The 25,320-nt window shown below is 55.5% G+C and carries 23 protein-coding genes; 12 read left to right on the top strand and 11 right to left on the bottom strand.

Going from position 1 to position 25,320, the window contains the following annotated elements:
* The first annotated feature begins 56 nt into the window (after nt 1-56).
* The 3 genes from glnS to RT644_RS23405 all read left to right on the top strand — a co-directional run bounded on the left by glnS (nt 57) and on the right by RT644_RS23405 (nt 6,270).
* The gene (glnS, locus tag RT644_RS23415; RefSeq protein WP_313628356.1) at nt 57-1,724 is read left to right on the top strand and encodes a glutamine--tRNA ligase; all 1,668 of its coding nucleotides are present in this window, start codon (nt 57-59) and stop codon (nt 1,722-1,724) included.
* 448 nt (nt 1,725-2,172) lie between these two features.
* The gene (gene chiP / locus RT644_RS23410; protein ID WP_020457031.1) at nt 2,173-3,570 is read left to right on the top strand and encodes a chitoporin ChiP; all 1,398 of its coding nucleotides are present in this window, start codon (nt 2,173-2,175) and stop codon (nt 3,568-3,570) included.
* Nucleotides 3,571-3,615: 45 nt separating this feature from the next.
* Complete coding sequence (locus RT644_RS23405) at nt 3,616-6,270, top strand: beta-N-acetylhexosaminidase (protein WP_313628354.1); 2,655 nt, start codon at nt 3,616-3,618, stop codon at nt 6,268-6,270.
* Between the two features lie 116 nt (nt 6,271-6,386).
* On the opposite strand, the gene fur is transcribed toward RT644_RS23405, so the two are convergent.
* The 4 genes from fur to ybfF form a co-directional block, all read right to left on the bottom strand.
* The gene (fur, locus tag RT644_RS23400) at nt 6,387-6,833 is read right to left on the bottom strand and encodes a ferric iron uptake transcriptional regulator (protein WP_007373881.1); all 447 of its coding nucleotides are present in this window, start codon (nt 6,831-6,833) and stop codon (nt 6,387-6,389) included.
* Between the two features lie 291 nt (nt 6,834-7,124).
* Nucleotides 7,125-7,655 carry a flavodoxin FldA gene (gene fldA, locus RT644_RS23395; protein ID WP_170956365.1) on the bottom strand — a complete coding sequence of 177 codons (531 nt, stop codon included), beginning with the start codon at nt 7,653-7,655 and terminating at the stop codon, nt 7,125-7,127.
* 163 nt (nt 7,656-7,818) lie between these two features.
* Nucleotides 7,819-8,100: a LexA regulated protein gene (ybfE, locus tag RT644_RS23390; RefSeq protein ID WP_017455918.1), complete on the bottom strand. Its 282-nt coding sequence runs from the start codon at nt 8,098-8,100 to the stop codon at nt 7,819-7,821.
* A gap of 132 nt (nt 8,101-8,232) precedes the next feature.
* Entirely contained in the window at nt 8,233-9,006 is a 774-nt protein-coding gene (gene ybfF / locus RT644_RS23385) for an esterase (RefSeq protein WP_313628352.1), read from the bottom strand.
* Nucleotides 9,007-9,188: 182 nt separating this feature from the next.
* On the opposite strand from ybfF, the gene seqA reads away from it, so the two are divergent.
* Both seqA and pgm read left to right on the top strand, forming a co-directional pair.
* Complete coding sequence (gene seqA / locus RT644_RS23380) at nt 9,189-9,746, top strand: replication initiation negative regulator SeqA (RefSeq protein ID WP_045509016.1); 558 nt, start codon at nt 9,189-9,191, stop codon at nt 9,744-9,746.
* Nucleotides 9,747-9,770: 24 nt separating this feature from the next.
* A complete protein-coding gene (pgm, locus tag RT644_RS23375; RefSeq protein ID WP_086871560.1) occupies nt 9,771-11,411 on the top strand; it encodes a phosphoglucomutase (alpha-D-glucose-1,6-bisphosphate-dependent) in 1,641 nt (546 codons plus the stop codon).
* 51 nt (nt 11,412-11,462) lie between these two features.
* Here pgm and RT644_RS23370 read toward each other — a convergent pair whose 3' ends face one another.
* The 7 genes from RT644_RS23370 to kdpF are packed head-to-tail and all read right to left on the bottom strand — an operon-like array spanning nt 11,463 to nt 19,713.
* Nucleotides 11,463-11,891, bottom strand: a complete 429-nt coding sequence (locus RT644_RS23370) for an EamA family transporter (protein ID WP_017455922.1) — start codon at nt 11,889-11,891, stop codon at nt 11,463-11,465.
* 33 nt (nt 11,892-11,924) lie between these two features.
* Nucleotides 11,925-12,602 carry a two-component system response regulator KdpE gene (gene kdpE / locus RT644_RS23365; RefSeq protein ID WP_045509019.1) on the bottom strand — a complete coding sequence of 226 codons (678 nt, stop codon included), beginning with the start codon at nt 12,600-12,602 and terminating at the stop codon, nt 11,925-11,927.
* Nucleotides 12,599-15,286, bottom strand: a complete 2,688-nt coding sequence (gene kdpD, locus RT644_RS23360) for a two-component system sensor histidine kinase KdpD (protein ID WP_020457040.1) — start codon at nt 15,284-15,286, stop codon at nt 12,599-12,601. The genes kdpE and kdpD overlap by 4 nt, the downstream gene beginning before the upstream one ends.
* Nucleotides 15,287-15,289: 3 nt before the next feature.
* Nucleotides 15,290-15,865, bottom strand: a complete 576-nt coding sequence (gene kdpC / locus RT644_RS23355; protein WP_097406828.1) for a potassium-transporting ATPase subunit KdpC — start codon at nt 15,863-15,865, stop codon at nt 15,290-15,292.
* Nucleotides 15,866-15,878: 13 nt separating this feature from the next.
* Nucleotides 15,879-17,927: a potassium-transporting ATPase subunit KdpB gene (gene kdpB, locus RT644_RS23350; protein WP_313628346.1), complete on the bottom strand. Its 2,049-nt coding sequence runs from the start codon at nt 17,925-17,927 to the stop codon at nt 15,879-15,881.
* A gap of 20 nt (nt 17,928-17,947) precedes the next feature.
* Nucleotides 17,948-19,624, bottom strand: coding sequence for a potassium-transporting ATPase subunit KdpA (gene kdpA / locus RT644_RS23345; protein ID WP_020457043.1), 1,677 nt, complete (start codon nt 19,622-19,624; stop codon nt 17,948-17,950).
* A complete protein-coding gene (gene kdpF / locus RT644_RS23340) occupies nt 19,624-19,713 on the bottom strand; it encodes a K(+)-transporting ATPase subunit F (protein ID WP_020457044.1) in 90 nt (29 codons plus the stop codon). Before kdpF ends, kdpA begins: the two co-directional genes overlap by 1 nt.
* Before the next feature lie 415 nt (nt 19,714-20,128).
* On the opposite strand from kdpF, the gene RT644_RS23335 reads away from it, so the two are divergent.
* The 7 genes from RT644_RS23335 to pxpA all read left to right on the top strand — a co-directional run bounded on the left by RT644_RS23335 (nt 20,129) and on the right by pxpA (nt 25,308).
* Entirely contained in the window at nt 20,129-20,335 is a 207-nt protein-coding gene (locus tag RT644_RS23335) for a YbfA family protein (RefSeq protein ID WP_017455929.1), read from the top strand.
* 100 nt (nt 20,336-20,435) lie between these two features.
* Nucleotides 20,436-20,804 (top strand): DUF1722 domain-containing protein, encoded by a 369-nt coding sequence (locus tag RT644_RS23330; protein WP_313628344.1) that lies wholly within the window; start codon nt 20,436-20,438, stop codon nt 20,802-20,804.
* Nucleotides 20,805-20,820: 16 nt separating this feature from the next.
* On the top strand, nt 20,821-22,233 hold the full coding sequence (gene phrB, locus RT644_RS23325) for a deoxyribodipyrimidine photo-lyase (RefSeq protein WP_313628342.1): 1,413 nt from the start codon (nt 20,821-20,823) through the stop codon (nt 22,231-22,233).
* 10 nt (nt 22,234-22,243) lie between these two features.
* Nucleotides 22,244-22,987, top strand: coding sequence for a type 2 GTP cyclohydrolase I (locus RT644_RS23320; protein ID WP_045509031.1), 744 nt, complete (start codon nt 22,244-22,246; stop codon nt 22,985-22,987).
* A gap of 11 nt (nt 22,988-22,998) precedes the next feature.
* The gene (gene pxpB, locus RT644_RS23315) at nt 22,999-23,655 is read left to right on the top strand and encodes a 5-oxoprolinase subunit PxpB (protein ID WP_313628340.1); all 657 of its coding nucleotides are present in this window, start codon (nt 22,999-23,001) and stop codon (nt 23,653-23,655) included.
* Nucleotides 23,649-24,581: a 5-oxoprolinase subunit PxpC gene (gene pxpC, locus RT644_RS23310; RefSeq protein ID WP_097406831.1), complete on the top strand. Its 933-nt coding sequence runs from the start codon at nt 23,649-23,651 to the stop codon at nt 24,579-24,581. The genes pxpB and pxpC overlap by 7 nt, the downstream gene beginning before the upstream one ends.
* On the top strand, nt 24,571-25,308 hold the full coding sequence (gene pxpA / locus RT644_RS23305; RefSeq protein WP_313628338.1) for a 5-oxoprolinase subunit PxpA: 738 nt from the start codon (nt 24,571-24,573) through the stop codon (nt 25,306-25,308). The genes pxpC and pxpA overlap by 11 nt, the downstream gene beginning before the upstream one ends.
* The last annotated feature ends 12 nt before the right edge of the window (nt 25,309-25,320 follow it).

Below are 25,320 nucleotides of genomic sequence, written 5' to 3'. Positions count from 1 at the left end.
GTCCTCTTATTAGATCATATGCCGTTATACGTTGTTTACGCCTTGAGGAACCTGTGATGAGTGAGGCAGAAGCCCGCCCGACTAACTTTATTCGCCAGATCATTGATGAAGATCTGGCCAGTGGTAAGCACACTACCGTCCATACCCGTTTTCCGCCTGAGCCAAATGGTTATTTGCACATTGGCCACGCGAAATCGATCTGCCTGAACTTTGGTATCGCCCAGGATTACCAGGGGCAGTGCAACCTGCGTTTCGATGACACAAACCCTGCAAAAGAAGACATCGAATACGTTGAATCTATTAAGAACGACGTGCAATGGTTGGGCTTTCACTGGTCTGGCGATATCTGCTACTCCTCGGATTATTTCGACAAGCTGTACGAATACGCGATCGAGCTTATCAACAAAGGCCTGGCCTACGTTGACGAGCTCTCCGCTGATGAGATCCGCGAATATCGCGGTACATTGACGGCACCGGGTAAGAACAGCCCGTATCGCGATCGCAGCGTGGAAGAGAACCTGGCGTTGTTTGAAAAAATGCGCGCGGGTGGCTTCGAAGAGGGTAAAGCGTGCCTGCGTGCGAAGATCGATATGGCGTCGCCGTTTATCGTGATGCGCGATCCGGTGCTGTATCGCATTAAATTCGCCGAACATCACCAGACCGGTAACAAGTGGTGCATCTACCCGATGTACGACTTTACCCACTGCATCAGTGATGCGCTGGAAGGCATTACTCATTCACTGTGTACGCTGGAATTCCAGGATAACCGCCGTCTGTATGACTGGGTGCTGGATAACATCACCATTCCGGTTCACCCGCGCCAGTACGAATTTTCGCGCCTGAATCTGGAATACACTGTGATGTCCAAGCGCAAGCTGAACCTGCTGGTCACTGACAAGCATGTTGAAGGCTGGGACGATCCGCGTATGCCGACCATCTCCGGTCTGCGCCGCCGTGGTTACACCGCAGGCTCTATCCGCGAATTCTGCAAACGTATCGGCGTCACCAAACAGGACAACACCATTGAGATGGCTTCTCTGGAGTCCTGCATCCGTGAAGATCTGAATGAAAACGCTCCGCGTGCAATGGCGGTTATCGATCCGGTGAAGCTGGTTATCGAAAATTACCCGCAGGGCAGCAGCGAAATCGTTAGTATGCCGAACCATCCGAATAAGCCGGAAATGGGCACACGTGACGTGCCGTTTAGCGGTGAAATCTGGATCGATCGCGCAGATTTCCGCGAAGAAGCCAACAAACAGTACAAACGTCTGGTACTGGGCAAAGAGGTTCGTCTGCGTAACGCTTATGTCATCAAAGCAGAACGCGTGGAGAAAGATGCCGATGGCAACATCACCACTATTTTCTGTTCTTACGATGCGGACACGCTGAGCAAAGATCCGGCCGATGGTCGCAAAGTGAAAGGGGTTATTCACTGGGTGAGCGCACAGCATGCGCTGCCGGTCGAAATCCGCCTTTACGATCGTCTGTTCAGCATCCCGAATCCGGGGGCGGCCGAAGATTTCCTGTCGACCATCAACCCGGAATCGCTGGTTATTAAGCAAGGCTACGCCGAACCGTCATTGAAAGAAGCAGAGGCGGGCAAAGCTTACCAGTTCGAACGTGAAGGCTATTTCTGCCTCGATAGCCGTCATGCAACCGCTTCCAAACCGGTGTTCAACCGCACAGTGGGTCTGCGCGATACCTGGGCGAAAATCGGCGACTGAGTAAGTCAATCAGAAACAATTGGGTTAAAGCGCCGCTTTCAGCGGCGCTTTTTTTTGCTTATCCATTAGCTTGTTACACTTTATATACATTCGCGACGCGAATTAATGTGTCTTCTCATTGATGCTTTTACTGAACAGATGGAAAGCATTTTTGTGGTTTTAAAAGTCGATTCTAATGTGTAATCGCTATCAATTAGTATTAATCTCTTTGTTTTTCCGGTTTTTATTGGTTGTTTTCCTGTTTTATGTAACATGTTTCAAAACACTACGGAATATGTGCTCTTCGTCATAATCCTGTCATTTTGCCGCTAAAAAACATTGATAATTCGCGTCGCGAAAAATAGTCTTAAGTCGGTAGTGAATTCGGGGGTTTTCGTAACTACCTAAACTATTTGACCTTTTTTCGTCATCTCCGGCGATTTTTTAATACGTCTAGAAGGAATCACTCATGCGTACGTTTAGTGGCAAACGTAGTACGCTGGCGCTGGCAATCGCCGGTGTCACAGCAATGTCGGGCTGGGTTGTCTCTCCACAGGCTCATGCAGCAGGCTTTATCGATGATTCCACGCTCACCGGCGGTATCTATTACTGGCAGCGTGAACGTGACCGCAAAGATGTTCTGGAAGATAAATACAAAACCAACCTTTCCCACTCAACATGGAACGCGAACCTGGATTTCCAGTCCGGTTACGCCGCCGATATGTTTGGTCTGGATATTGCTGCCTTCACCGCCATCGAGATGGCGGAAAACGGTGACAGCGCGCATCCTAACGAAATCGCTTTCTCCTCCAGCAATAAAGCCTACAAAGAAGACTGGTCAGGTGATAAGAGCGGGGTCAGCCTGTATAAAGCCGCGGCGAAATTTAAATATGGCCCGGTATGGGCGCGCGCGGGTTACATCCAGCCAACCGGCCAGACACTGTTAGCGCCGCACTGGAGCTTTATGCCAGGCACTTATCAGGGCGCTGAAGCCGGGGCGAATTTTGACTACGGCGATGCCGGGGCGTTGAGTTTCTCCTATATGTGGACCAACGAGTACAAATCGCCGTGGCATATCGAGATGGACAAGTTCTATCAAAACGATAAAAAGACCAAAGTTGATTACCTGCATTCGGTTGGCGCGAAATATGACTTTAAAAACGATCTGATCCTGGAAGCTGCGTTTGGTCAGGCTCAGGGGTATGTCGATCAATATTTCGCAAAAGCCAGCTACAAATTCGATATCGCGGGCAGCCCGCTGAGCACCAGTTACCAGTTCTACGGCACACGCGACAAAGTCAGCAATGGCGGCGTAAACGATATTTATGACGGCACGGCGTGGCTGCAGGCGCTGACATTTGGCTACAAAGTGGGGCAGGTCGATCTGCGTCTGGAAGGAACGTGGGTAAAAGCGGATGGTCAGCAGGGCTACTTCCTGCAACGTATGACGCCGACTTACGCTTCATCCAACGGTCGGCTGGATATCTGGTGGGATAACCGCTCTGACTTTAACGCCAACGGCGAAAAAGCGGTGTTCTTCGGTGCGATGTACGACCTGAAAAACTGGAACCTGCCGGGCTGGACGGTGGGCGCGTCTTACGCTTACGCCTGGGATGCGAAACCCGCAGATATGGCAACGCCAGATGCCTATTACGATCCGAACTACCGCCTGAAAGAGTCTTCTTACAGCCTCGATGCGATTTACACCCTGCAGGAAGGGCGTGCGAAAGGCACGATGTTTAAATTGCACTTCACCCAGTACGACAACCATTCCGACATCCCGAGCTACAGCGGCGGTTATGGCAACATCTTCCAGGATGAGCGCGATGTGAAGTTTATGGTTATCGCACCGTTTACCATTTTCTGATGAGCGCATGCCGGGTTCGGCCCGGCAAACTACAAGGAATACGTAATGAAAACAGTTCGTTTAAGTATGCTCGCCAGTGCCGTACTGGCGATGCTGGGCAGCACTGCGGCGCTGGCGAATCAGAGTACCGTGGATGCTATCAGCCAGTTTCATCTTAACTATGCGGTGAAAGATAATTTCGCCGCGCAACACGGCGTTGACTGCGCGAAGCTCGGCGCCGATTGGGCCTCCTGCAACAAAGCGGTGATCACGCTGACCAATAATGGCGACGCGGTAACCGACAAAGCGTGGGCCATCTATTTTCACAGCATTCGCCCGGTGCTGGAGGTAGCAAACGATCAGTTCAAAGTGACCCACATTATGGGCGACCTGCATAAGCTGGAACCGACCGACAAATTCACCGGTTTCCCGGCCAGGCAGGCGATAGAGATCCCGATTATCAATGAATACTGGCAGTTGTTTATCACCGATGTGTTGCCGCGCTGGTACGTCACCGCCGACGGCGCGACGGCGAAAGTCATTGCCAATACGGACACGGAAGATTTATCCCGCTTCGTTACACCGCTTGATAATCAGTGGAAACGCACGCCGGACGACAAAAATATCCTGATGACTGCTGAGGCGCGTTTTGAGAAAAATAGTGATGTGAAAACGCTAAACCTCGCATCGCTACGTGGTCAGATTGTGCCAACACCGCAGCACGTTAACATCCACGGGCAGGATGTCGACCTGAGTAAGGGCGTGAAGCTGGATCTCTCAGCGCTCAGTGCCGATGCACAGGATGCAGTGAAATCGCGTTTTGCATTGCTGGGGGTGAAAGAGGGCAGTTATCCGCTGCGGACTGAAATTGCCAGCAACGTCTTTAGCGGCGATGAGGCGGTTTCTGGCGCGTACCGTCTGCACATTGGCACGAAGGAAACCGTGGTGACCGGCTACGATCAGGCGGGCGTGTTCTACGGTCTGCAATCGCTGCTGTCGCTTGTTCCTGCTACGGGCGAGATGAAGATTGCCGCGCTTGAAGCGAAAGATGCGCCGCGTTTTGACTATCGCGGCATTCAGTTGGATGTCGGTCGCAACTTCCACAGCAAAGCGGCGGTGCTGCGTCTGTTGGATCAGATGTCGGCGTACAAACTCAACAAATTCCATTTCCATCTTACGGATGATGAAGGCTGGCGTATTGAGATCCCCGGCTTGCCGGAACTGACCGATATCGGCAGCAAACGTTGTCATGATTTGAGTGAGAAAACGTGCCTGTTGCCACAGCTGGGCTCCGGGCCGGACAGTAACAACAACGGCAGCGGCCACTTTAGCCGTGCGGATTACATCGAGATCCTCAAATACGCCAAAGCGCGACAGATTGAGGTGATCCCGGAAATCGATATGCCAGCTCATGCGCGTGCAGCGGTGATATCGATGGAAGCGCGTTATGAGCGCCTGATGAAAGCGGGCAAAGAGAAAGAGGCGAATCAATATCGTCTGCTGGATCCGACAGACACCTCGAACACCAGCGGTGTGCAGTTCTATAACCGTACCGGCTATCTCAATCCGTGCCTTGATTCGTCGCGTAACTTTGTGGACAAAGTGATTGGCGAAATCCAGCAAATGCATAAAGAAGCCGGGCTGCCGCTGAATACCTGGCATTTTGGCGGTGACGAAGCGAAAAATATCTATCTGGGCGCAGGGTATACGGATCAGAAAAAACCGGAAGCGGGCAAAGGCATTATCGATCAGAGCAATCAGGATAAGCCATGGGCGAAATCGCAAGCCTGCCAGGCGATGATCAAAGAGGGCAAAGTAGCCGATGTTGAACATCTCTCCAGCTATTTCGGCGTGGAAGTCAGCAAGCTGGTGAAAGCGCACGGCATTGATACTATGCAGGCGTGGCAGGACGGTTTGAAAGATGCCAAAGACGCGTCGGTGTTCGCCACCGATCATGTCAATGTTAACTTCTGGGATACGCTCTACTGGGGCGGTTTTGATTCGGTGAACGACTGGGCGAATAAAGGTTTCCGTGTTGTCGTCTCCAATCCTGATTACGTGTATCTCGACTTCCCGAATGAGGTCAACCCGGCGGAAAGCGGCTATTACTGGGGCACGCGTTTTAGCGATGAACGTAAGATTTTCAGCTTCGCCCCGGACAACATGCCGCAGAACGCGGAAACCTCGCTCGATCGCGATGGCAACCCGTTTAGCGCGAAGTCCGATAAACCGTGGCCGGGCGCGTATGGCCTTTCCGCGCAGCTGTGGAGCGAAGTGGTGCGCACCGATAACCAGATGGAGTACATGATCTATCCACGTATGGTTTCGGTGGCTGAACGCGCATGGCATCGTGCGGGCTGGGAGCAGGATTACAAAGCCGGACGTGAATACAAAGGCGGCGTGACACATCTGGTGGATGTGAAAGCGCTGGAACGTGACTGGCAACGCTTTGCGAACCTGTTAGGTCATCGCGAACTGGCGAAACTGGATAAGGCCGGGGTTCATTACCGCCTGCCAGTACCGGGCGCGCGCGTGGTCGGTGGAAAACTTGAAGCCAATACCAGCTTCCCTGGCATGGTGGTTGAGTTCTCAACCGACGGCGGCAAAAACTGGCAGCGCTACGACGATAAAGCGCGTCCGCAGGTGAGCGGGGAAGTGCAGGTGCGCACCGCCAGCCCGGACGGTAAACGCTTTAGCCGTGTCGATAGCGTAAAAGCGTAATGTGATGCAGCGATTAAACCCGGTGGCGCGAGCTTGCCGGGTTTTTTCTTTTATTGCCGATGTTGCAGGCAAAAAAAAGCCAACCGTCAGGCTGGCTTTTTAGGTTTCAAAAGCAGTTATTTCGCGTCGTGCGCGTGTTCATCTTCGCGGCAGTCACCTTCGGCGCAGTGGCCGTAAAGGTAAAGACTGTGGTTAGTCAGACGAATGCCGTGTTTCGCGGCAATTTCACGCTGACGCGCTTCAATGGAGTCATCACTGAATTCAATCACCTTGCCGCAATCGAGGCAGATCAGGTGATCGTGGTGATGTTGCTGAGTCAGTTCAAAAACGGACTTGCCGCCTTCGAAGTTATGACGGGTCACAATCCCGGCGTCGTCAAACTGGTTTAGTACACGGTAAACCGTTGCCAGCCCGATCTCTTCGCCCATGTCGATCAGTCGTTTGTATAAATCTTCCGCACTGACATGATGGTTATCCGGTTCCTGAAGCACTTCAAGGATTTTTAACCGAGGAAGCGTGACTTTCAGGCCGGCCTTCTTTAATGCGGTATTGTTGTCAGTCATGCGGAATCTGTCCTGTTGCTATACGATTCACTTCCTTAGCGGAAGTTATAAGGAATGCACCTGGGGTAATGCGTCTCATTATAGAACTGCCATGGCTGGATGAAAACTGCAAGCCCTCAAGTAAAGTAAGCTTATAAAACGTGGTGTCGCCAGCAAAGTCCTTTGCGACGGCACCCAGTTTAGCAGGGCTCATTGTACAGCGATGGAGAAAAAAGTTAAAAATTTGTAGCAATTATTTCCATTGCTTTTATCTATTAATACGGCGTAACCCACAGATTACGCCGTAGAAAATCAGGCGTTAATGATATCGTCCAGGTGCAGCTCTTCACGAACCTGTTTTACCCATTTCTGTACGCGTTCTGAGGTCATCTCAGGTTGACGGTCTTCGTCAATCGCCAGGCCAACGAAGTGGTCGTCATCCGCGAGACCTTTAGAGGCTTCAAAATGGTAGCCCGCGGTCGGCCAGTGGCCAACGATGGTCGCGCCGCGCGGTTCGATGATATCGCGAATGGTGCCCAGTGCATCGCAGAAGTATTCCGCGTAATCTTCCTGGTCGCCACAGCCGAACAGCGCAACTAATTTACCGTTAAAGTCGATCTCTTCCAGCGTCGGGAAAAAGTCATCCCAGTCGCACTGCGCTTCACCATAGTACCAGGTAGGGATGCCGAGCAACAGAATGTCATACCCTTCGATATCTTCTTTGCTGCTCTTGGCAATGTCATGTACGTCGGCAACGTCTTTACCAAGCTGACTCTGAATCATTTTCGCGATGTTTTCGGTGTTACCGGTGTCGCTGCCGAAGAAAATGCCTGTAATTGCCATGAGTAAAATAACCTCTTGAAACTTAATGAGTATGGTGGTGGCGCTACGCCCACAGATAAGGGCAATCATAGCAGAACAGGGAAGCACGCGGAAACTGCTATCGCGTCGGACTGCACTGTATGACACATGAAAGTGTTATTTCGATGATGTTTCGGAGGATTCGCTAGCCGCGCAAAGCTTTCAGCTGCGCCAGCAGCATCTCTTCGATAAGCTCGCTACGGCTCATATCTCGCGCTTCTGCCAGCTCGTTTAACGCATCGACGGCTTCCACGTTGAGTTTTAATTCGACACGCTTAAGCCCACGAACTTTATCGCGTTTTAGCTGATTGCGTTTATTGATGCGCAACTGTTCATCGCGCGAGAGCGGGTTTGTCTTCGGCCGTCCCGGGCGACGCTCATTCGCGAACAGATCTAGTGTCGTACGGTCCGTTTGTTCTTTAGCCATGGTCTAAGCATACTACGGGAAAAACAAGCAATCGGGCGGCGCGCCCGGGCTGAATAGCGCGCCATCATACATCAGCACAACGGACACGCCAACGACCGGGCGCGTTGAAACGACCAGTCGCCGCCTTTTTAATCAATTTGTCTTTTCAGCGAGATAGCGACGGATAGCGCGCAAAACCGCATCGGGTTTCTCGGCATGTACCCAATGACCTGCACCTGTAATCACATGTGCTCGCGCCTGCGGGAACTGCGCCAGCAGCGCGTCACGGTAGGCTTCAGTGACGTAAGGGGAGTTTCCCCCGCGAACAAACAGGGCCGGTTTATGCCATGCAGGAATCGTTTCCCAGCCGACAATATGCGGGTATTGATCCCATAACACCGGCACATTGAAACGCCATGCGCCGTCGACAAAGGATTTCAGCAGGAACTGAATGACACCTTCTTCATTTATATGTTCGCGCATCAGGGCCGCGGCTTGCTGGCGAGTGGATGCCCCGGCATCGCTCACCGCATTGATGGCGGCAAAAATTTCGTCATGGCGGCGCACCTGGTAATTCACTGGTGCAATATCAATCGCCACCAGTTGATCAATACGCTCCGGCGCAAGCGCTGTTAACGCCATCACCGCTTTACCGCCCATGGAGTGGCCAATAAAGGTCGCTTTGTCGAGCTGATGGGCATCCAGCGTATCCAGCAGATCCTGCGCCATGGCCGGGTAGTTCATTTCTGAAGCGCGTTCTGAAAGACCGTGGTTACGCATATCCACTTGCAACACATCATGATCCTGAACCAGCTCACGGGCGAGCACGCCAAGGTTATCGAGGCTACCAAAAAGACCGTGGACAAGGACGATCGGAGAATTGTTGTGCGGATGTTGCGCAGTTTGCGCGCGCGTATTCAATTTCATGGCAAAGTTCTTTTTTTCACTCATTCGGGTTAGGTTATTATGTTGAACATTCTGCCGCCCGGCCGCAAGGTTAAGAATTACTCTTAGTTTTGCCGCCATCCTGGTTTGACGCTATCCGCTGTTGAGATTTCACTTTATAATCCCAACACTTGTATTCAGATAAGATATCGCACTGGATTAAGATGAAAACGATCGAAGTTGATGATGAGCTCTACAGTTATATTGCCAGCCACACGAAGCACATTGGCGAGAGCGCATCCGACATTTTACGGCGTATGTTAAAATTTTCCGCCGTACCTCAATCATCACAGCCTGCCGCTTCCCTCGCGCCGGTAAAAGAGACGCGTACTGTCAGCACCGTTGAAGGAAGTAAACCGACCAACACCGCCAAAGACAAAGTCCGTGCCGTTCGCGAGCTGCTTCTGTCTGATGAATATGCCGAGCAGAAAAAGGCGGTCAATCGTTTCCTGCTGGTGCTGTCTACACTCTACTTACTGGATGAAAAAGGGTTTACGGAATCCACCGAGTCTCTGCATGGGCGCACCCGCGTATACTTTGCCGCGAACGAGCAAACGCTTTTGCAAAACGGCAATCAAACCAAGCCGAAACAGGTGCCGAACACCCCTTACTGGGTCATCACTAATACCAATACGGGTCGTAAATGCAGCATGATCGAGCACATCATGCAATCAATGCAGTTCCCCGCGGAATTGATTGAAAAAGTTTGCGGCACAATTTAATCCTTGCATTGAAAGGACCAGGCAATGGCTAACCATCCGCGTGCGGGTCAACCTGCACAACAGGGCGATTTAATCAACGTCGCGCAGCTTACTGCGCAGTATTACGTGCTGAAACCGGAAGTCGGAAATTCAGAACATGCGGTGAAGTTCGGAACCTCCGGCCACCGTGGCAGCGCAGGTCGCCACAGCTTCAACGAGCAGCATATCCTTGCCATCGCTCAGGCTATCGCCGAAGAGCGTGCGAAAAACGGTATTACCGGCCCGTGCTATGTGGGTAAAGATACCCACGCGCTGTCTGAACCGGCGTTTATCTCTGTGCTGGAAGTGCTGGCAGCCAACGGTGTGGACATTATCGTGCAGGAAAATAACGGCTTCACGCCGACGCCTGCCATCTCAAACGCTATCCTGGTTCACAACAAAAACGGCGGCGCGCAGGCGGACGGTATCGTTATTACGCCGTCGCATAACCCACCGGAAGATGGTGGTATCAAATACAACCCACCCAATGGTGGCCCGGCTGATACCAACGTCACCAAAGTGGTGGAAGATCGCGCTAACGCACTGCTGGCAGATGGCCTGAAAGGCGTAAAACGCATTACGCTTGATGCCGCGCTGGCGTCTGGTCATGTGACGGAAAAAGATCTGGTACAGCCGTTTATTGAAGGGCTGGCGGATATCGTCGATATGGCGGCTATCCAGAAAGCGGGCCTGAAACTGGGTGTTGACCCGCTGGGCGGCTCCGGTATCGAGTACTGGAAACGTATTGCTGAGCACTACAAGCTGGATTTGACCATTGTTAACGATCAGGTCGATCAGACGTTCCGCTTCATGCATCTCGATAAAGATGGCGTTATCCGTATGGATTGCTCCTCCGAGTGTGCCATGGCGGGCTTGCTGGCGCTGCGTGACAAGTTCGATCTGGCCTTCGCCAACGATCCGGACTACGACCGTCACGGCATTGTTACTCCGGCTGGCCTGATGAACCCGAACCACTACCTGGCGGTGGCGATCAACTACCTGTTCCAGCACCGTCCGCAGTGGGGCAAAGACGTTGCCGTTGGTAAAACGCTGGTTTCCTCGGCGATGATCGACCGCGTGGTGAATGACCTGGGTCGTAAGCTGGTGGAAGTCCCGGTCGGCTTTAAATGGTTTGTTGATGGTCTGCACGATGGCAGCTTCGGCTTCGGTGGCGAAGAGAGCGCGGGTGCTTCTTTCCTGCGTTTCGACGGCACCCCGTGGTCAACGGATAAAGACGGCATCATCATGTGCCTGCTGGCTGCGGAAATCACCGCCGTCACCGGGAAAAACCCGCAGCAGCACTACGATGAGCTGGCAGAACGTTTCGGTGCGCCGAGCTACAACCGTTTGCAGGCTTCTGCCTCTTCCGCACAGAAAGCGGCACTATCTAAGCTTTCTCCGGAAATGGTTAGCGCCAGCACCCTCGCAGGCGATCCGATTACCGCGCGTCTTACTGCGGCACCGGGCAACGGCGCATCCATTGGCGGGCTGAAAGTGATGACCGACAACGGCTGGTTCGCCGCGCGTCCGTCAGGCACCGAAGACGCCTACAAAATCTACTGTGAAAGCTTCCTCGGTGCTGAACACCGTAAGCAGATCGAAAAAGAAGCGGTAGAGATTGTCAGCGAAGTGCTGAAAAACGCCTAAGCGCTGATAAGAAAAGGCTCCTCCGGGAGCCTTTTTACTGCCTGTCAGCCTTTACCCCAGCGCCACCATCAGCGCACCGGCGGTAATCAACGCCACACCCGCGCCAGAAATGAGAGAAACTTTCTCGCCAAACAGCACCACCGCCAGAATCACCGCAAATACCACGCTGAGCTTATCAATCGGCGCCACGCGCGACACATTCCCGGTTTTGATCGCCATAAAATAGAACAGCCACGACAGCGCACCGGCTACGCCGCTTAGCACCACAAACAGCAACGCTTTTTTATCGGCGAATACCGTCGAAATCAGCGACAGCTTGCCCTGAACCACCACCACGCCAACCAGAAAAATCGCCATCACCACCGCACGGATGGCGGTGGCGGTATTGGCATCCAGATGTTGTAAACCGATTTTGCCGAAAATGGCGACCAGCGCGGCGGTCAGCGCCGACAACAAGGCATAAATTAACCAGGCACTCATGATTCCCCTCCCAAAAATCAGAAGGATACGCCGTCAGAGCATAAACCGGTAGCCGATACCTGTTTCCGTCAGTAAATGGCGAGGGCGCGCCGGATCGACCTCCAGCTTTTGCCGCAAATGTCCCATATAAATGCGCAGGTAATGGCTGTGTTCCACGGCGTTAGGACCCCAGACCTGGCTAAGCAGCTGGCGCTGCGTCAGGACTTTCCCGTGGTTATTGAGCAGCACCGCCAGCAGACGAAACTCAATCGGCGTGAGATGAAGTTCTTCCTCTCCGCGCTGAATGCGGCGGTTAGCCAGATCGACGCGGATATCTGAAAAAGTGACCACCGGCTCATCAGGTGTGGCTGCGGCATGGCGGCGCAGCGCGACGCGCAGGCGCGCCTGCAATTCGCCAATGCCAAACGGCTTGCTGAGATAATCGTCGGCACCCGCATCCAGCGCGGCGATCTTGTCGCTCTCTTCGGTACGCGCAGAGAGCACAATCACCGGCATTTTGCTCCACTGGCGCAGATCACGAATAAAATCGAGCCCGTCACCGTCCGGTAACCCTAAATCAAGGATCACCAGATCTGGCTTGCGGGTGGCGGCTTCAATTAACCCGCGCTGAAGTGTTTCTGCTTCATGCACGCGCAGCCCTTCGGCTTCCAGCGCGGTGCGCAGAAAACGGCGGATAGCTTGTTCATCTTCAACAATCAGAACGTTGATCACAGATCCTCAGGTAATTCATCCAGTTGCGGCGGTGTTTCCCGTGGAAGTGTAACACAAAACAGCGCGCCGCCTTGCGGACGGTTGCGGGCAGCGATAGTGCCGCCATGCACCTCAACAATCGCCTGGCAAATCGCCAGCCCCAGCCCAACGCCGGGAATGGCAGACTCTTTGGTTCCGCGGGCAAATTTATCGAAAATCGCCGCTTCCTGACCTGCTGGGATCCCCGGCCCGTTATCCCACACATCCAGCGTTAACTGATCCGGCGTGCTGTGCGCGGTAATGCCGATTTCGGCGCGATGCCCGGCATATTTCACCGCATTTTCCAGCAGATTAATCAACACGCGCTCAAACAACGGGCCGTCAACATGCACCAGCATCAGCGGATCGGGCAGGTCGAGCGCAATATGCTGGCCGCCAAGCCCTGGCTCCAGCGTTCGCAACGCACTACCAATCACCTCTTCAAGAGTCAGCCACTCTTTTTTCAGGTTAAAGCCGCCAGACTGGATACGCGCCATATCCAGCAAATTATTCACCAGCCGCGTGGTGTTCAGCACATGCTGGCGGATTTCGTTAGCTTGCGGCGCATGTGCTGAACCTTCGCTCGCCAGATCCAGTGTGAGGATCTCCGCCTGACCAAACAGCACGGTCAGCGGCGTGCGCAGATCGTGAGACAGCGCCGCCAGCAGCGAGTTGCGAATACTTTCGCGCTCGCTGGCAAGCCGCGCCTGCTCTTCGCTGGTGGCTAATGCCTGGCGCTCCAGCGCGCTGGCGACCAGCAGGGTGAAGGTTTCCAGCAGGCGCTGCTGTTCCGGGATCATTAACTGGCGCAGATTCGCCGGTTCAACAATCAACAAGCCATGGGTTTTTTGATCGCTTTTTAGCGGCAAAATTTGATACGGCACGCCGGGCAGCGTATCGGTGCCTGCACCGGCAGGCTGGCCTTTATCAAAGCTCCAGCGGGCGATGGCGTCATCCCACGGCGTCATGCCGTGCGTCTGCGTCACAGCCGCCAGCTGGCCGTGGCTGTCCGGCAACAGCAGTTTGCTGCGCGCATTAAACGTGGAGTGGATAAAGGTTTCGCTGGTCGCGGCGATATCCTGATTGCTACGTCCAACCGCCAGCGCTTTTGACATCTCATACAGATGACGGGTGCGCTGCTCCCGGTAGCGCGCCACGCGCGCCTGGTAACGAACACCGGCCGTCAGGTTGCCTATCACCAGGCCTACCGTCAGCATTACGCCAAAGGTCAGCAGGTACTGCACATCGGACACCGCCAGCGTGCCGCGCGGGGCAATGAAAAAGAGATCGAAGCTGACAACGTTAATTACCGTGGCGAAAGCGGAGGGCCAGCGGCCAAAAAACAGCGCCACCAGCACCACGCCAAGCAGATAGATCATCACCAGGTTGGCGGCATCAAATGCCGTCAGCCACTGCATAGCTATCAGGGTAATGGCGGCGCAAAGCGCAAGCGCGACGAGACAGCCTTTAAGCTGCACGCGAAAGCGATCCATAAACGGGCGAATATCCCCGGCGCGGGCGGGCAGGGGAGTCGGCGCATCTTCCAGCGCGATAATCACCAGGTCGAGATCCGGCGCGCGCCTGGCGAGCCTGTCGGCAAAGGATTCCCGGCTCCACCAGTGGCGTTTGTTGCGTCTGCCAATCAGAATTTTGCCGAGATTATGTTCGCGCGCGTAACGCAAAATGGCGCGGTCTTCCGCCGGATCGGAAAGGGTGGCGGTTTCTGCGCCCAGCTCCTGCGCCAGACGCAGCGAACTTAAAATCGCCCGCCGCTGCGGCTCCGGCAGTTTATGCAATGTTGGGGTTTCGACATACACCGCATGCCAGGCGCTGCCGAGCTTGGCCGCCAGGCGTGCGGCAGTGCGGATCAGCTTCTCATTGCCTGCGCCGTGGCCTACGCAAAGCAAAATCGCATCGCGCGTGTGCCAGACTTTTTCTTCGCCCTGGCGGTCACGCCAGGCGCGCATTTGGTCATCCACCCGATCGGCTGTGCGGCGCAGCGCCAGTTCGCGCAGGGCAATCAGGTTGCCTTTACGGAAGAAGTGCTCAATCGCGCGTTCCGCCTGACCGCCAATATAGACTTTGCCTTCGTGCAGACGCTGGCGCAGGTCATCCGGCGGTAAATCCACCAGCACCACTTCATCGGCGCTGTCAAAGAAGGGGTCCGGCACCGTTTCGCGCACCTGAATCCCGGTCACGCCGCTGACCACGTCGTTCAGGCTTTCGAGGTGCTGAACGTTGACGGTGGTAAAAACATCAATTCCCGCTTCCAGCAGCTCTTCGACATCCTGCCAGCGTTTCGGGTGGCGCGAGCCGGGCGCGTTACTGTGTGCCAGCTCGTCCATCAAAATAAGCGCCGGACGCCGCGCAAGGGCGGCGTCCAGATCAAACTCCTGAATTAAGCGTCCGCGATGGTGAATACGCCGGGCGGGCTGCGTTGCCAGCCCCTCCAGCAGCGCGGCGGTCTCTTTTCGACCATGGGTTTCCACGACGCCAATCAGAATATCCAGCCCTTGTGCCCGCAGTCGCTGTGCTTCCTGCAGCATCGCAAAGGTTTTCCCCACCCCGGCGCAGGCGCCGAAAAAGACTTTTAGCTTGCCCCGGTGCGCGGTGGCGGCATGCTCCAGCAGGCGGTCGGGATTGGGGCGCAAAGGCTCATCAGTCATGCTTTATTTGTCCTTGAGCGCATCCAGCGCCAGATTAAGTTCCACCACATTCACCACCGGTTGGCCGATAAAATTCACCAGCGGCGTTGACGTGTGCTGCGCCACCAGTTTCGCCACCACCTGCACCGGCAGGTTGCGCGCCTGCGCCACCCGCGGTATCTGCCATTCCGCGGCCTGCGGAGATAACTGACCATCAAGGCCGCTGGCCGAGGAGGTAATGAGTTCTACCGGTACATGCGTATCCGCTTGCGGGTTGTCGGCCCGCAGTTGCGCGACGCGCTGCGCCACTTCTTTATCCAGCTCCGGGTTGCTACCCGCCAGGTTACTGCCGCCGGACGCCATAGGATTATAAGGCGCGTCCGCCGTGGCGGAAGGGCGACCATGAAAATATCCCGGCTGGGTAAAATCCTGGCCTAACAGGCGAGAGCCACGCACATTGTCGCCTTCACGAATAAGTGAGCCGTTGGCCTGATCGTGAAACCACCACTGCCCCAGCGCGGTAGTCAGCAGCGGATAAAGCCCGCCGGTAATCAGGGTAAAGAGTATCAAAAGCAGAAATGCGGGACGTAATAAAGCCATTTTTATCTTCCTCTTACACCAGGCCGAACAGCGTGAGAATAAGGTCGATCGCTTTGATGCCAATAAACGGCACGATCAAACCGCCCAGCCCGTAGATCCACAGGTTGCGACGCAGCATGGCAGAGGCGGTCAGCGGTTTGTAGCTCACCCCTTTCAATGCCAGCGGGATCAGAAACACAATCACCAGCGCGTTAAAAATAACGGCACTCAAAATCGCCGACGCCGGGGAGTGCAGATGCATCACGTTGAGCATATTCAGTTGCGGATAGGTCGCCGCGAACGCTGCCGGGATAATGGCGAAGTACTTCGCCACATCGTTAGCGATACTGAAGGTGGTCAGCGAACCACGCGTCATCAGCATCTGTTTGCCGATATGCACCACTTCAATCAGCTTGGTGGGGTTGGAATCCAAATCCACCATGTTGCCCGCTTCTTTCGCCGCCTGCGTACCGGAGTTCATCGCGACCGCCACATCCGCCTGCGCCAGCGCGGGGGCGTCGTTGGTGCCATCGCCGGTCATCGCTACCAGCCGGCCTTCTGCCTGATACTGGCGGATCAGCGCCAGTTTGGCTTCCGGTGTCGCTTCGGCCAGAAAATCGTCGACACCCGCTTCAGCGGCAATCGCGGCGGCGGTCAGGCGGTTATCACCGGTGATCATCACCGTTTTAATACCCATTTTGCGTAACTGGGCAAAACGCTCTTTAATACCGCCTTTGACGATATCTTTTAGCGCAATCACGCCCAGCACTTTTGCCCCTTCGGCAACCACCAGCGGCGTTGCTCCCTGGCGCGCCACGCGTTCGACCAGCGCTTCGACATCAGCCGGGAACTGACCGCCATTTGCTTCGATATGGCGGCGAATAGCATCGACGGAACCTTTGCGGATCATCCGGTCCTGCACGTTAATCCCGCTCATCCGGGTTTGCGCGGTGAACGGCACAAAAGTCGCTTGCAGACTCTGCATGTCGCGCTCGCGCAGGTTAAAGCGCTGTTTCGCCAGAATAACAATACTGCGGCCTTCCGGCGTTTCGTCCGCCAGCGAGGAGAGCTGCGCGGCATCGGCCAGCGTTTTTTCATCCACGCCCCGGGAGGGCAGGAAGTCTGACGCCTGGCGGTTACCCAGCGTGATGGTGCCGGTTTTATCCAGCAATAACACATCGACATCGCCCGCCGCTTCCACCGCGCGACCGCTGGTGGCAATCACGTTTGCCCCCAGCATGCGGCTCATCCCCGCGACACCAATCGCGGAAAGCAGTCCGCCGATAGTGGTTGGGATGAGACATACCAGCAGGGCAACCAGCACGGTGACACTCACCGGCGTGCCGCCGTACACGGAGAAGGGCCACAGCGTTGCCGTTGCCAGCAGGAACACAATCGTCAGCGCCACCAGCAAAATGGTCAGCGCGATTTCGTTCGGCGTTTTACGCCGCTGCGCGCCTTCCACCATCGCGATCATGCGATCGAGGAAGGTTTCACCAGGGTTAACGCTGCACTGGATCACCAGCCAGTCAGAGAGAATACGCGTACCGCCGGTTACTGAGGCGAAATCGCCGCCGGACTCACGAATCACCGGTGCGGATTCCCCGGTGATCGCGCTCTCATCCACCGACGCGCCGCCTTCGATCACTTCGCCATCGCAGGGGATAATGTCGCCTGCTTCCACCAGCACGATGTCGCCTTTGCGCAGATCTTCCGCCGGAATGTGGTCGATTTGCGCGTCATGCTGCGGGGCGCGAAGTTTGCGGGCAAAGGCGGTCTTTTTCACCCCTTTCAGGCTGTTGGCCTGTGCTTTACTGCGGCCTTCGGCCAGCGCTTCGGCGAAGTTGGCGAACAGAACCGTCACCCACAGCCACACGCTGATCGCGCCGGTGAACCACGCGCTGCCGTCGAGATGACCGGTCGCCATTGCCAGCGCCAGCAGGGTAGTTAACACGCTGCCAATCCAGACAATAAACATTACCGGGTTACGCCACTGCACATGCGGGCTTAACTTGGTCACGGAATCCATCAGCGCCTGGCGAACAAGATTCGGTTCGAAAAGCGCCAGTTGTTTACGACTCATATAACGCGTCTCCGCCACTCTTAAAATTGCAGGTATTCCGCCACCGGGCCAAGCGCCAGGGCTGGAATAAAGGTTAAAGCGCCGACCAGTAACACGGTGCCGATCAGCAGGCCGATAAACAGAGCGCCATGCGTTGGCAGCGTGCCGGAGCTGGTCGGTTGAATTTTCTTCGCCACCAGCGAACCGGCAATCGCCATCACCGGCACAATCACACCAAAGCGGCCAAAGAACATGCAGAACGCCAGCAAACAGTTCCAGAATGGCGTATTGGCGCTTAAGCCCGCAAAGGCGCTGCCGTTGTTATTGGCGGCAGATGAGACGGCGTACAGCACTTCGCTAAAGCCGTGAATACCGGGGTTGAACATGCCGCTGCGACCGGCGTCGGTCATCATCGCCAGCGCGGTGCCAATCAGCACCAGAGCCGGGGTGACGAGGATCGCCAGCGCGGTCATTTTCATTTCACGCACATCGATTTTCTTGCCGAGGAATTCAGGTGTGCGGCCAATCATCAGCCCGGCGATAAACACCGCCAGCAGTACAAACAGCAGCATGCCGTACAGACCCGAACCCACGCCGCCGAACACCACTTCGCCAATCTGCATCAGCCACATCGGGATCATGCCGCCAAGCGCGGTAAACGAGTCGTGCATGGCGTTGACCGCGCCGCAAGAGGCCGCGGTGGTGACCACGGCGTACAAGCTGCTGGCCAGAATGCCGAAACGGCTCTCTTTCCCTTCCATATTGATGGCGCTGTCGCCGCCGAGCGTCAGGAAGTGCGGGTTACCCTGCAACTCCGCCCACATCACAATCCCGGCACAGATGACGAAAATAATCGACATTGCCCACAGCAACATGTGTCCCTGGCGGCGATCGCCGACCGCATCGCCAAAAGCGAAGCACAGCGCCGCCGGGATCAGGAAGATCGCCAGCATCTGCACAAAATTGGTTAAGGCTGTAGGGTTTTCAAACGGATGCGACGAGTTAGCGTTAAAGAAGCCGCCACCGTTGGTGCCGAGCATTTTTATCGCTTCTTGCGACGCAACAGGCCCCATCGGCATCAGGTGTTGCACACCTTCCAGCGAGGTATAAGCCTGGTACGGCGAAAAGTTTTGCAGCGCCCCTTGCTGAATAAAAAACAGCGCAATCAGCAGTGCGATAGGCAGCAACAGCCACAGGGTAATGCGCGTGATATCAACCCAGGCGTTACCGAGCGTCTCCATACTGCGACGTGAAAAAGCGCGGATCAGCGCAAAGACCACAGCAATGCCCGTTGCGGCGGATAAGAAGTTTTGTACCGTCAGTCCCGCCATCTGGCTGAAATAGCTCAGGGTGCTCTCCCCGGAGTACGCCTGCCAGTTGGTGTTAGAGATAAAGCTGACGGCGGTGTTCAGCGCCAGATGCCAGGAAAGCCCCGGCAGATTTTGTGGGTTGAGCGGCAGAATACCTTGCAACATCAGCATCGCAAACAGCAGCACCAGGCCGAAGATGTTCAGCCACAAAATCGCCAGTAAATAGTGCCGCCAGTTCATTTCACGGGTATCGATACCAAGCCCGCGCCAGAGGAGGTTTTCCACACCGCGCACGCCGGGCAGCGGCTGCCCGGCGATCATTTTCGCCAGCAGCGAACCGAGCGGGCGCGCGAGGATAAACAATACCAGCAGAAAGCTGGCAATCAGAAGAAACGCCTGAGCGGCCATCAGAAAGCCTCCGCGTTGATCAGGGCATAAACCAGATAGCCCAATAACAGGAAAACCAGCACGATGCCGATTACTACGCCTGCACTCACAATCCACCTCCGGGGTGATTTAACGATGTGCAGAAAAAGTAGAATTTTCGACGCAAAGATTTCGCAAAAATCGGCGGGCGAGGTGTAAAAAAAATATAAAAATCGCGCGGAATGAGCCGGGGGAGTGGTGTGAATGCGCGTTGCCCCTTTCCCCGGGCAGCCCTGTTTATCAAATAATCCACAATTTAACTGATGGTTAGTATTAATTTAACTATTTTGTAACTTATTTACCGGCTCAATGTAAATAAAGCCTAAATTGACAAAAAATAGTGGTCGGATGAGTAGTAAAATTACAAACAAAACGGTACTATTTTAACCAGATTTCAGTGCCGCCCTGGTTTTTACGTTAGTGACTTTCAGTGGGGGCTAATTATTTTCCGGTGCTGCTTACCGGCCTGACAAAGGGGAGAGAATTATGGACACATACAAAGCGTTTCCGGCTCATATTGTGTTGATGCGACGTGCTTTCGCCGTTCTGGCGGGTGTGCTGGCGTTGCCGGTAATGTTGTTCTGGAAAGACCGCGCACGTTTTTATAGCTATCTGCATCGCGTCTGGGCAAAAACCAGCGATAAACCGGTGTGGATGGAGCAGGCAGAGAAAGTAGCCTGCGACTTTTATTAATCGACGACACACAGCAAACCTCATCGCCACCGCTTTTGCGGTGGCTTTTTTTTACCTGCGGCCTGTGACTACCCTTACCGGGGTAGAAAAAGGAGCCGTAATGCGCGAGAACATCCCCGCTGGCATTCATGCCTGTTTGTCCGGGAAACCTGTCTTTTTTTACGGTTGTTATACAGGGCTTGCGCTCGCGGCTAAGTCGCTCTCTGCCCGCCAGATATTTGCTCCGACCCGCCTGGCGCTAACCACGCGGCGCAATCATACCAGGGCGTTGATGCCTGGTTTTTATCAAACGCTTTATGCCCGCCAGCAGCCAGCCCTCTCCACGCTGATTGAATGTTACCGCCAGCGACCCCAGCCACGGCTTGCACCGAAGACCTTACTCAAACACTATATGGTTGAATTTCCCGACGCGTCCCTGGCCGGGCTACGCCATGTTAACTCCCGGCCAAAGGCGTGGTGCTTACATTAAGGATATTAGGAGCGGTATGACCACCCATCTGGTCTGGTTTCGCGCGGATTTGCGCGTGCACGACAATCTTGCGCTTGCTGCCGCCTGTCGCAGCGATAACGCGCAGGTAAAAGCCCTGTTTATCGCCACGCCGGCACAGTGGCGGCAACATAATATGGCGCCACGCCAGGCTGCCTGTCTCAATGCGCATCTCAACGCCTTGCAGCAGGCGCTGGCGGAAAAGGGCATTCCGTTGATCTACCGGGAAGCGGCAGATTTTACCGACAGCGTACAAACGGTGGTGGATGTCTGTGGGCGCGAGCAAGTCAGCCATCTTTTTTATAACTATCAATACGAATTTAACGAACGACAGCGTGACGTGGCCGTCGAAAAGGCACTGCCAAATGTTGCCTGCCAGGGTTTTGACGACAGCGTGATGCTGGCACCTGGTAGCGTGATGACCGGCAATCATGAGATGTATAAAGTCTTTACGCCCTTTAAAAATGCCTTTCTGCGTCGGCTGAAAGCGGATCTGCCTCAGTGTGTCGCCGCACCGCACCCGCGTGAAGGCGTCGAGGTCGTAATAAAACCGATTACGCTTGATTATCCGCAGCAGGAATTTGACGAAAACCTGTTCCCGGCCGATGAGAAAAGCGCTCTCGCACGGCTTCGTCAGTTTTGCCAGCAGCAGGCGGCGGCGTATGAGCAGCTGCGCGATTTCCCGGCAATCGAAGGCACCAGCCGCTTGTCGGCGTGTCTGGCGACTGGCGCGTTATCACCACGCCAGTGCCTGCATCGTCTGCTGGCTGAACAACCGCGGGCGCTCGACGGCGGACCGGGAGCCGTGTGGCTGAATGAGCTGATTTGGCGCGAATTTTATCGCCATCTGATGACCTATCATCCGGCACTCTGTAAGCATCGTCCTTTTATAGCCTGGACTGATAAGGTGCAGTGGCAGGAAAACGCCGGGCATCTGCAAGCCTGGCAACGCGGCAATACCGGCTACCCTATTGTTGATGCGGCGATGCGCCAGTTGAACGCCACCGGCTGGATGCACAACCGCTTACGGATGATAACCGCGAGCTTTCTGGTCAAGGACTTACTTATCGACTGGCGCCATGGGGAGCGTTATTTTATGTCGCAGTTGATCGATGGCGATTTCGCGGCAAACAATGGCGGCTGGCAGTGGGCGGCCTCGACGGGCACCGATGCGGCTCCCTATTTTCGAATTTTTAACCCGACCACGCAGGGCGAACGGTTTGATGCTGACGGCGCGTTTATTCGCCACTGGCTACCGGAGCTGAAAAATGTGCCGGAAAAATCGGTGCATCAACCCTGGGACTGGGCGGATAAACACGGGGTAAAACTCGATTATCCCCGCCCGATTGTTGACCATAAACAGGCGCGTACCGCCACGCTGGCGGCCTATGAAGCTGCCCGTAAAGCGTAAAGGAGTAATGATGAAAAATACCGAGCTGGAAAAACTGATTAACGAAAAACTTAACAGTGCGGCGTTCAGTGATTACGGCCCGAACGGGCTACAGGTTGAGGGGCGGGAAACGGTACAGAAAATTATCACCGGCGTGACCGCAAGCCAGGCATTGCTGGACGAAGCGGTACGCCAGCAGGCGGACGCGGTGATTGTGCATCACGGTTATTTCTGGAAAAACGAAGCGCCGATCATTCGCGGGATGAAGCGTAATCGCCTGAAAACGTTACTGGCCAATGACATCAACCTGTACGGCTGGCACCTGCCGCTCGATGCGCACCCGGAGCTTGGCAATAACGCTCAACTGGCGGCGTTGCTCGGCATTAACGTAATGGGCGAAATTGAAGAGCTGCTGCCGTGGGGCGAACTCTCCATGCCGGTTCCGGGGCTGGAGCTGGCGTCGTGGATTGAAGCGCGTCTCGGGCGCAAGCCGCTGTGGTGTGGCGATACCGGGCCGGAAAAAATCACCCGCGTTGCCTGGTGTACCGGCGGCGGGCAGGGTTTTATTGATAAAGCGGCCCGTTTCGGTGTTGATGCGTTTATCACCGGCGAAGTTTCCGAGCAGACCATTCACTCTGCCCGTGAACAGGGGCTGCATTTCTACTCTGCGGGCCACCACGCTACCGAGCGCGGCGGTATTCGCGCGCTCAGCGACTGGCTGAATGAAAATACCGATCTTGACGTCACGTTTATCGATATTCCGAACCCGGCGTAAGGAGAGTACAAGTGCAGCGAGCACGGTGTTATTTGTTAGGTGAAAGCGCGGTGGTGCTGGAGCTGGAGCCTCCGGTACAACTGGCGACGCAAAAGCGTATCTGGCGGCTGACGCAGCGGCTGGCGGACGTGCCGGACGTGGTGGAAGCCATTCCGGGGATGAATAACATTACGGTGGTGCTGCGCGATCCGCATTCGCTGGCGCTCGACGCGATTGAGCGTTTACAGCGCTGGTGGGAAGATAGCGAGGCGCTGGAGCCCGAGTCACGATCCATTGAGATCCCGGTGCTGTACGGCAAAGCGGCCGGGCCGGATCTGGGGCTGGTGGCGGAACACTGCCGGATGACGGAAAAGCAGGTTGTTGAGCTGCATGCTTCTGTCGATTACGTGGTGTGGTTTCTTGGTTTCCAGCCTGGTTTCCCTTATCTGGGCGGGATGCCGGAGGCGCTCGCCACACCGCGCCGCGCTGAACCGCGAGTGAGCGTTCCCGCTGGCTCTGTCGCCATTGGCGGCGCGCAAACCGGCATTTACCCACTGGAAACGCCTGGCGGCTGGAACCTGATTGGCCGTACCGATTTGGCGCTGTTCAACCCGCGCTTGCCGGAGCCGGTGCTATTACGTCCGGGCGACACGCTGCGGTTTGTGCCGCGCAAGGAGGGCGTATGCTGAAAATTATCCGCGCGGGAATGTATACCACCTTGCAGGGCGGCAAACGTATTGGCTTGCGCCAGTCCGGCGTCAGTTATTGTGGCGCGCTGGACGAACCCGCGTTGCAAATTGCCAATGCGCTGGTGGGAAACGCGCCGGAGGCGGCGGCACTGGAAATCACCTTTGGTCAGTGCGAAGTGGAGTTTGGTCGCGATGTCTGGTTTGCGCTCACTGGCGCAGGCTGTGAGGCGAAACTTGACGGTAAAGCGGTGTGGACCGGCTGGCGATTTGCGGCAAAAGCCGGGCAGCGGCTGGTGCTGAAAAGGCCGCTGCATGGCGTGCGCAGTTACCTGGCGATAGCGGGTAGCTTTGCAGTACCTGCGGTGATGGGCTCGGTCAGTACCGATCTGAAAACCGCTATCGGCGGGCTGGAAGGGCGATTATTGCGCGATGGCGATGTGTTGCCACTGGGCGAACCTGTCCGTCATTTTCACACGCAGCAAGGGGTAAAACAGTTGCTGTGGGGCAACCGTATTCGCGCATTGCCAGGGCCGGAGTATCACGAATTTGACAACGCCTCGCAGGAGGCGCTCTGGCGTTTGCCGTGGCAGATAAGCCCGCAGAGTAACCGCATGGGTTATCGTTTACAGGGCCAGCCGCTGGTGCGCACTACGTCACGCGAACTGCTTTCCCACGGCTTGTTGCCGGGCGTGGTGCAGGTTCCCTCTAACGGGCAACCGATAGTGCTGATGAATGATGCCCAGACCACAGGTGGCTACCCGCGAATTGCCTGCATTATCGAGGCGGATATGTACCATCTGGCGCAAATCCCACTCGGGCAGCCGATACACTTTGTCCAGTGCTCGCTGGATGAGGCACTGAAGGCGCGGCGCGAGCAGCGTATCTATCTCGATCAACTGGCATGGCGTCTGCACAATGAAGATTGATTTAAACGCCGATCTCGGCGAAGGCTGTGGCAACGATGCGGCGCTACTCCAGCTTGTTTCTTCCGCCAATATCGCCTGTGGTTTCCACGCAGGCGATGCGCAAACCATGCTGAGCTGTGTGCGCGAAGCATTGCGTAACGGCGTGGCGGTGGGCGCCCATCCCTCTTTTCCGGATCGGGAGAATTTTGGCCGTACGCCGATGTACCTGCCACCGGATATTGTCTATGCGCAGATGCTGTATCAAATTGGTGCCCTGGCGGTGATGGTGCGTGCCGAAGGCGGCAAACTGCACCATGTGAAACCGCACGGTATGCTCTACAACCAGGCGGCGGATGACGTGGCGCTGGCCGATGCCATTGCTGGAGCGGTTTACGATGCAGATCCCGCATTGATTCTGGTTGGGCTGGCGGGCAGCGAGTTAATTCGTGCCGGAGAGCGTTATGGTTTGCGTACGCGCCAGGAGGTGTTTGCCGATCGCGGCTACCTTCGCGATGGTCGGCTGGTGCCGCGCAGTGAGCCTGCCGCACTGATTGATGATGACAATTTGGCGCTGGCGCAAACGCTGGAGATGGTGCTGGAAGGGCGGGTGAGGTGTGTCACCGGTGAGTTTGTTAATGTGCAGGCGCAAACGGTGTGCCTGCATGGTGATGGCGAGCACGCGCTGCTGTTTGCCCGCCGCTTACACGGTGCCTTTGCCCAACGTGGTGTGATGATTTCCGCCCACTAACGCAAGGAGTTT

The organism is Kosakonia sp. (assembly GCF_032104925.1).
Taxonomy (GTDB): domain Bacteria; phylum Pseudomonadota; class Gammaproteobacteria; order Enterobacterales; family Enterobacteriaceae; genus Kosakonia.
This window is presented reverse-complemented; position numbering and strand designations above follow the sequence as displayed.

Bases quoted from the DNA above. Each gene is read 5' to 3' on its own strand.
- glnS (WP_313628356.1), top strand. From the start codon at position 57: ATGAGTGAGGCAGAAGCCCGCCCGACTAACTTTATTCGCCAGATCATT.
- chiP (WP_020457031.1), top strand. From the start codon at position 2,173: ATGCGTACGTTTAGTGGCAAACGTAGTACGCTGGCGCTGGCAATCGCC.
- RT644_RS23405 (WP_313628354.1), top strand. From the start codon at position 3,616: ATGAAAACAGTTCGTTTAAGTATGCTCGCCAGTGCCGTACTGGCGATG.
- fur (WP_007373881.1), bottom strand. From the start codon at position 6,833: ATGACTGACAACAATACCGCATTAAAGAAGGCCGGCCTGAAAGTCACG.
- fldA (WP_170956365.1), bottom strand. From the start codon at position 7,655: ATGGCAATTACAGGCATTTTCTTCGGCAGCGACACCGGTAACACCGAA.
- ybfE (WP_017455918.1), bottom strand. From the start codon at position 8,100: ATGGCTAAAGAACAAACGGACCGTACGACACTAGATCTGTTCGCGAAT.
- ybfF (WP_313628352.1), bottom strand. From the start codon at position 9,006: ATGAAATTGAATACGCGCGCGCAAACTGCGCAACATCCGCACAACAAT.
- seqA (WP_045509016.1), top strand. From the start codon at position 9,189: ATGAAAACGATCGAAGTTGATGATGAGCTCTACAGTTATATTGCCAGC.
- pgm (WP_086871560.1), top strand. From the start codon at position 9,771: ATGGCTAACCATCCGCGTGCGGGTCAACCTGCACAACAGGGCGATTTA.
- RT644_RS23370 (WP_017455922.1), bottom strand. From the start codon at position 11,891: ATGAGTGCCTGGTTAATTTATGCCTTGTTGTCGGCGCTGACCGCCGCG.
- kdpD (WP_020457040.1), bottom strand. From the start codon at position 15,286: ATGACTGATGAGCCTTTGCGCCCCAATCCCGACCGCCTGCTGGAGCAT.
- kdpC (WP_097406828.1), bottom strand. From the start codon at position 15,865: ATGGCTTTATTACGTCCCGCATTTCTGCTTTTGATACTCTTTACCCTG.
- kdpB (WP_313628346.1), bottom strand. From the start codon at position 17,927: ATGAGTCGTAAACAACTGGCGCTTTTCGAACCGAATCTTGTTCGCCAG.
- kdpA (WP_020457043.1), bottom strand. From the start codon at position 19,624: ATGGCCGCTCAGGCGTTTCTTCTGATTGCCAGCTTTCTGCTGGTATTG.
- RT644_RS23335 (WP_017455929.1), top strand. From the start codon at position 20,129: ATGGACACATACAAAGCGTTTCCGGCTCATATTGTGTTGATGCGACGT.
- RT644_RS23330 (WP_313628344.1), top strand. From the start codon at position 20,436: ATGCGCGAGAACATCCCCGCTGGCATTCATGCCTGTTTGTCCGGGAAA.
- phrB (WP_313628342.1), top strand. From the start codon at position 20,821: ATGACCACCCATCTGGTCTGGTTTCGCGCGGATTTGCGCGTGCACGAC.
- RT644_RS23320 (WP_045509031.1), top strand. From the start codon at position 22,244: ATGAAAAATACCGAGCTGGAAAAACTGATTAACGAAAAACTTAACAGT.
- pxpC (WP_097406831.1), top strand. From the start codon at position 23,649: ATGCTGAAAATTATCCGCGCGGGAATGTATACCACCTTGCAGGGCGGC.
- pxpA (WP_313628338.1), top strand. From the start codon at position 24,571: ATGAAGATTGATTTAAACGCCGATCTCGGCGAAGGCTGTGGCAACGAT.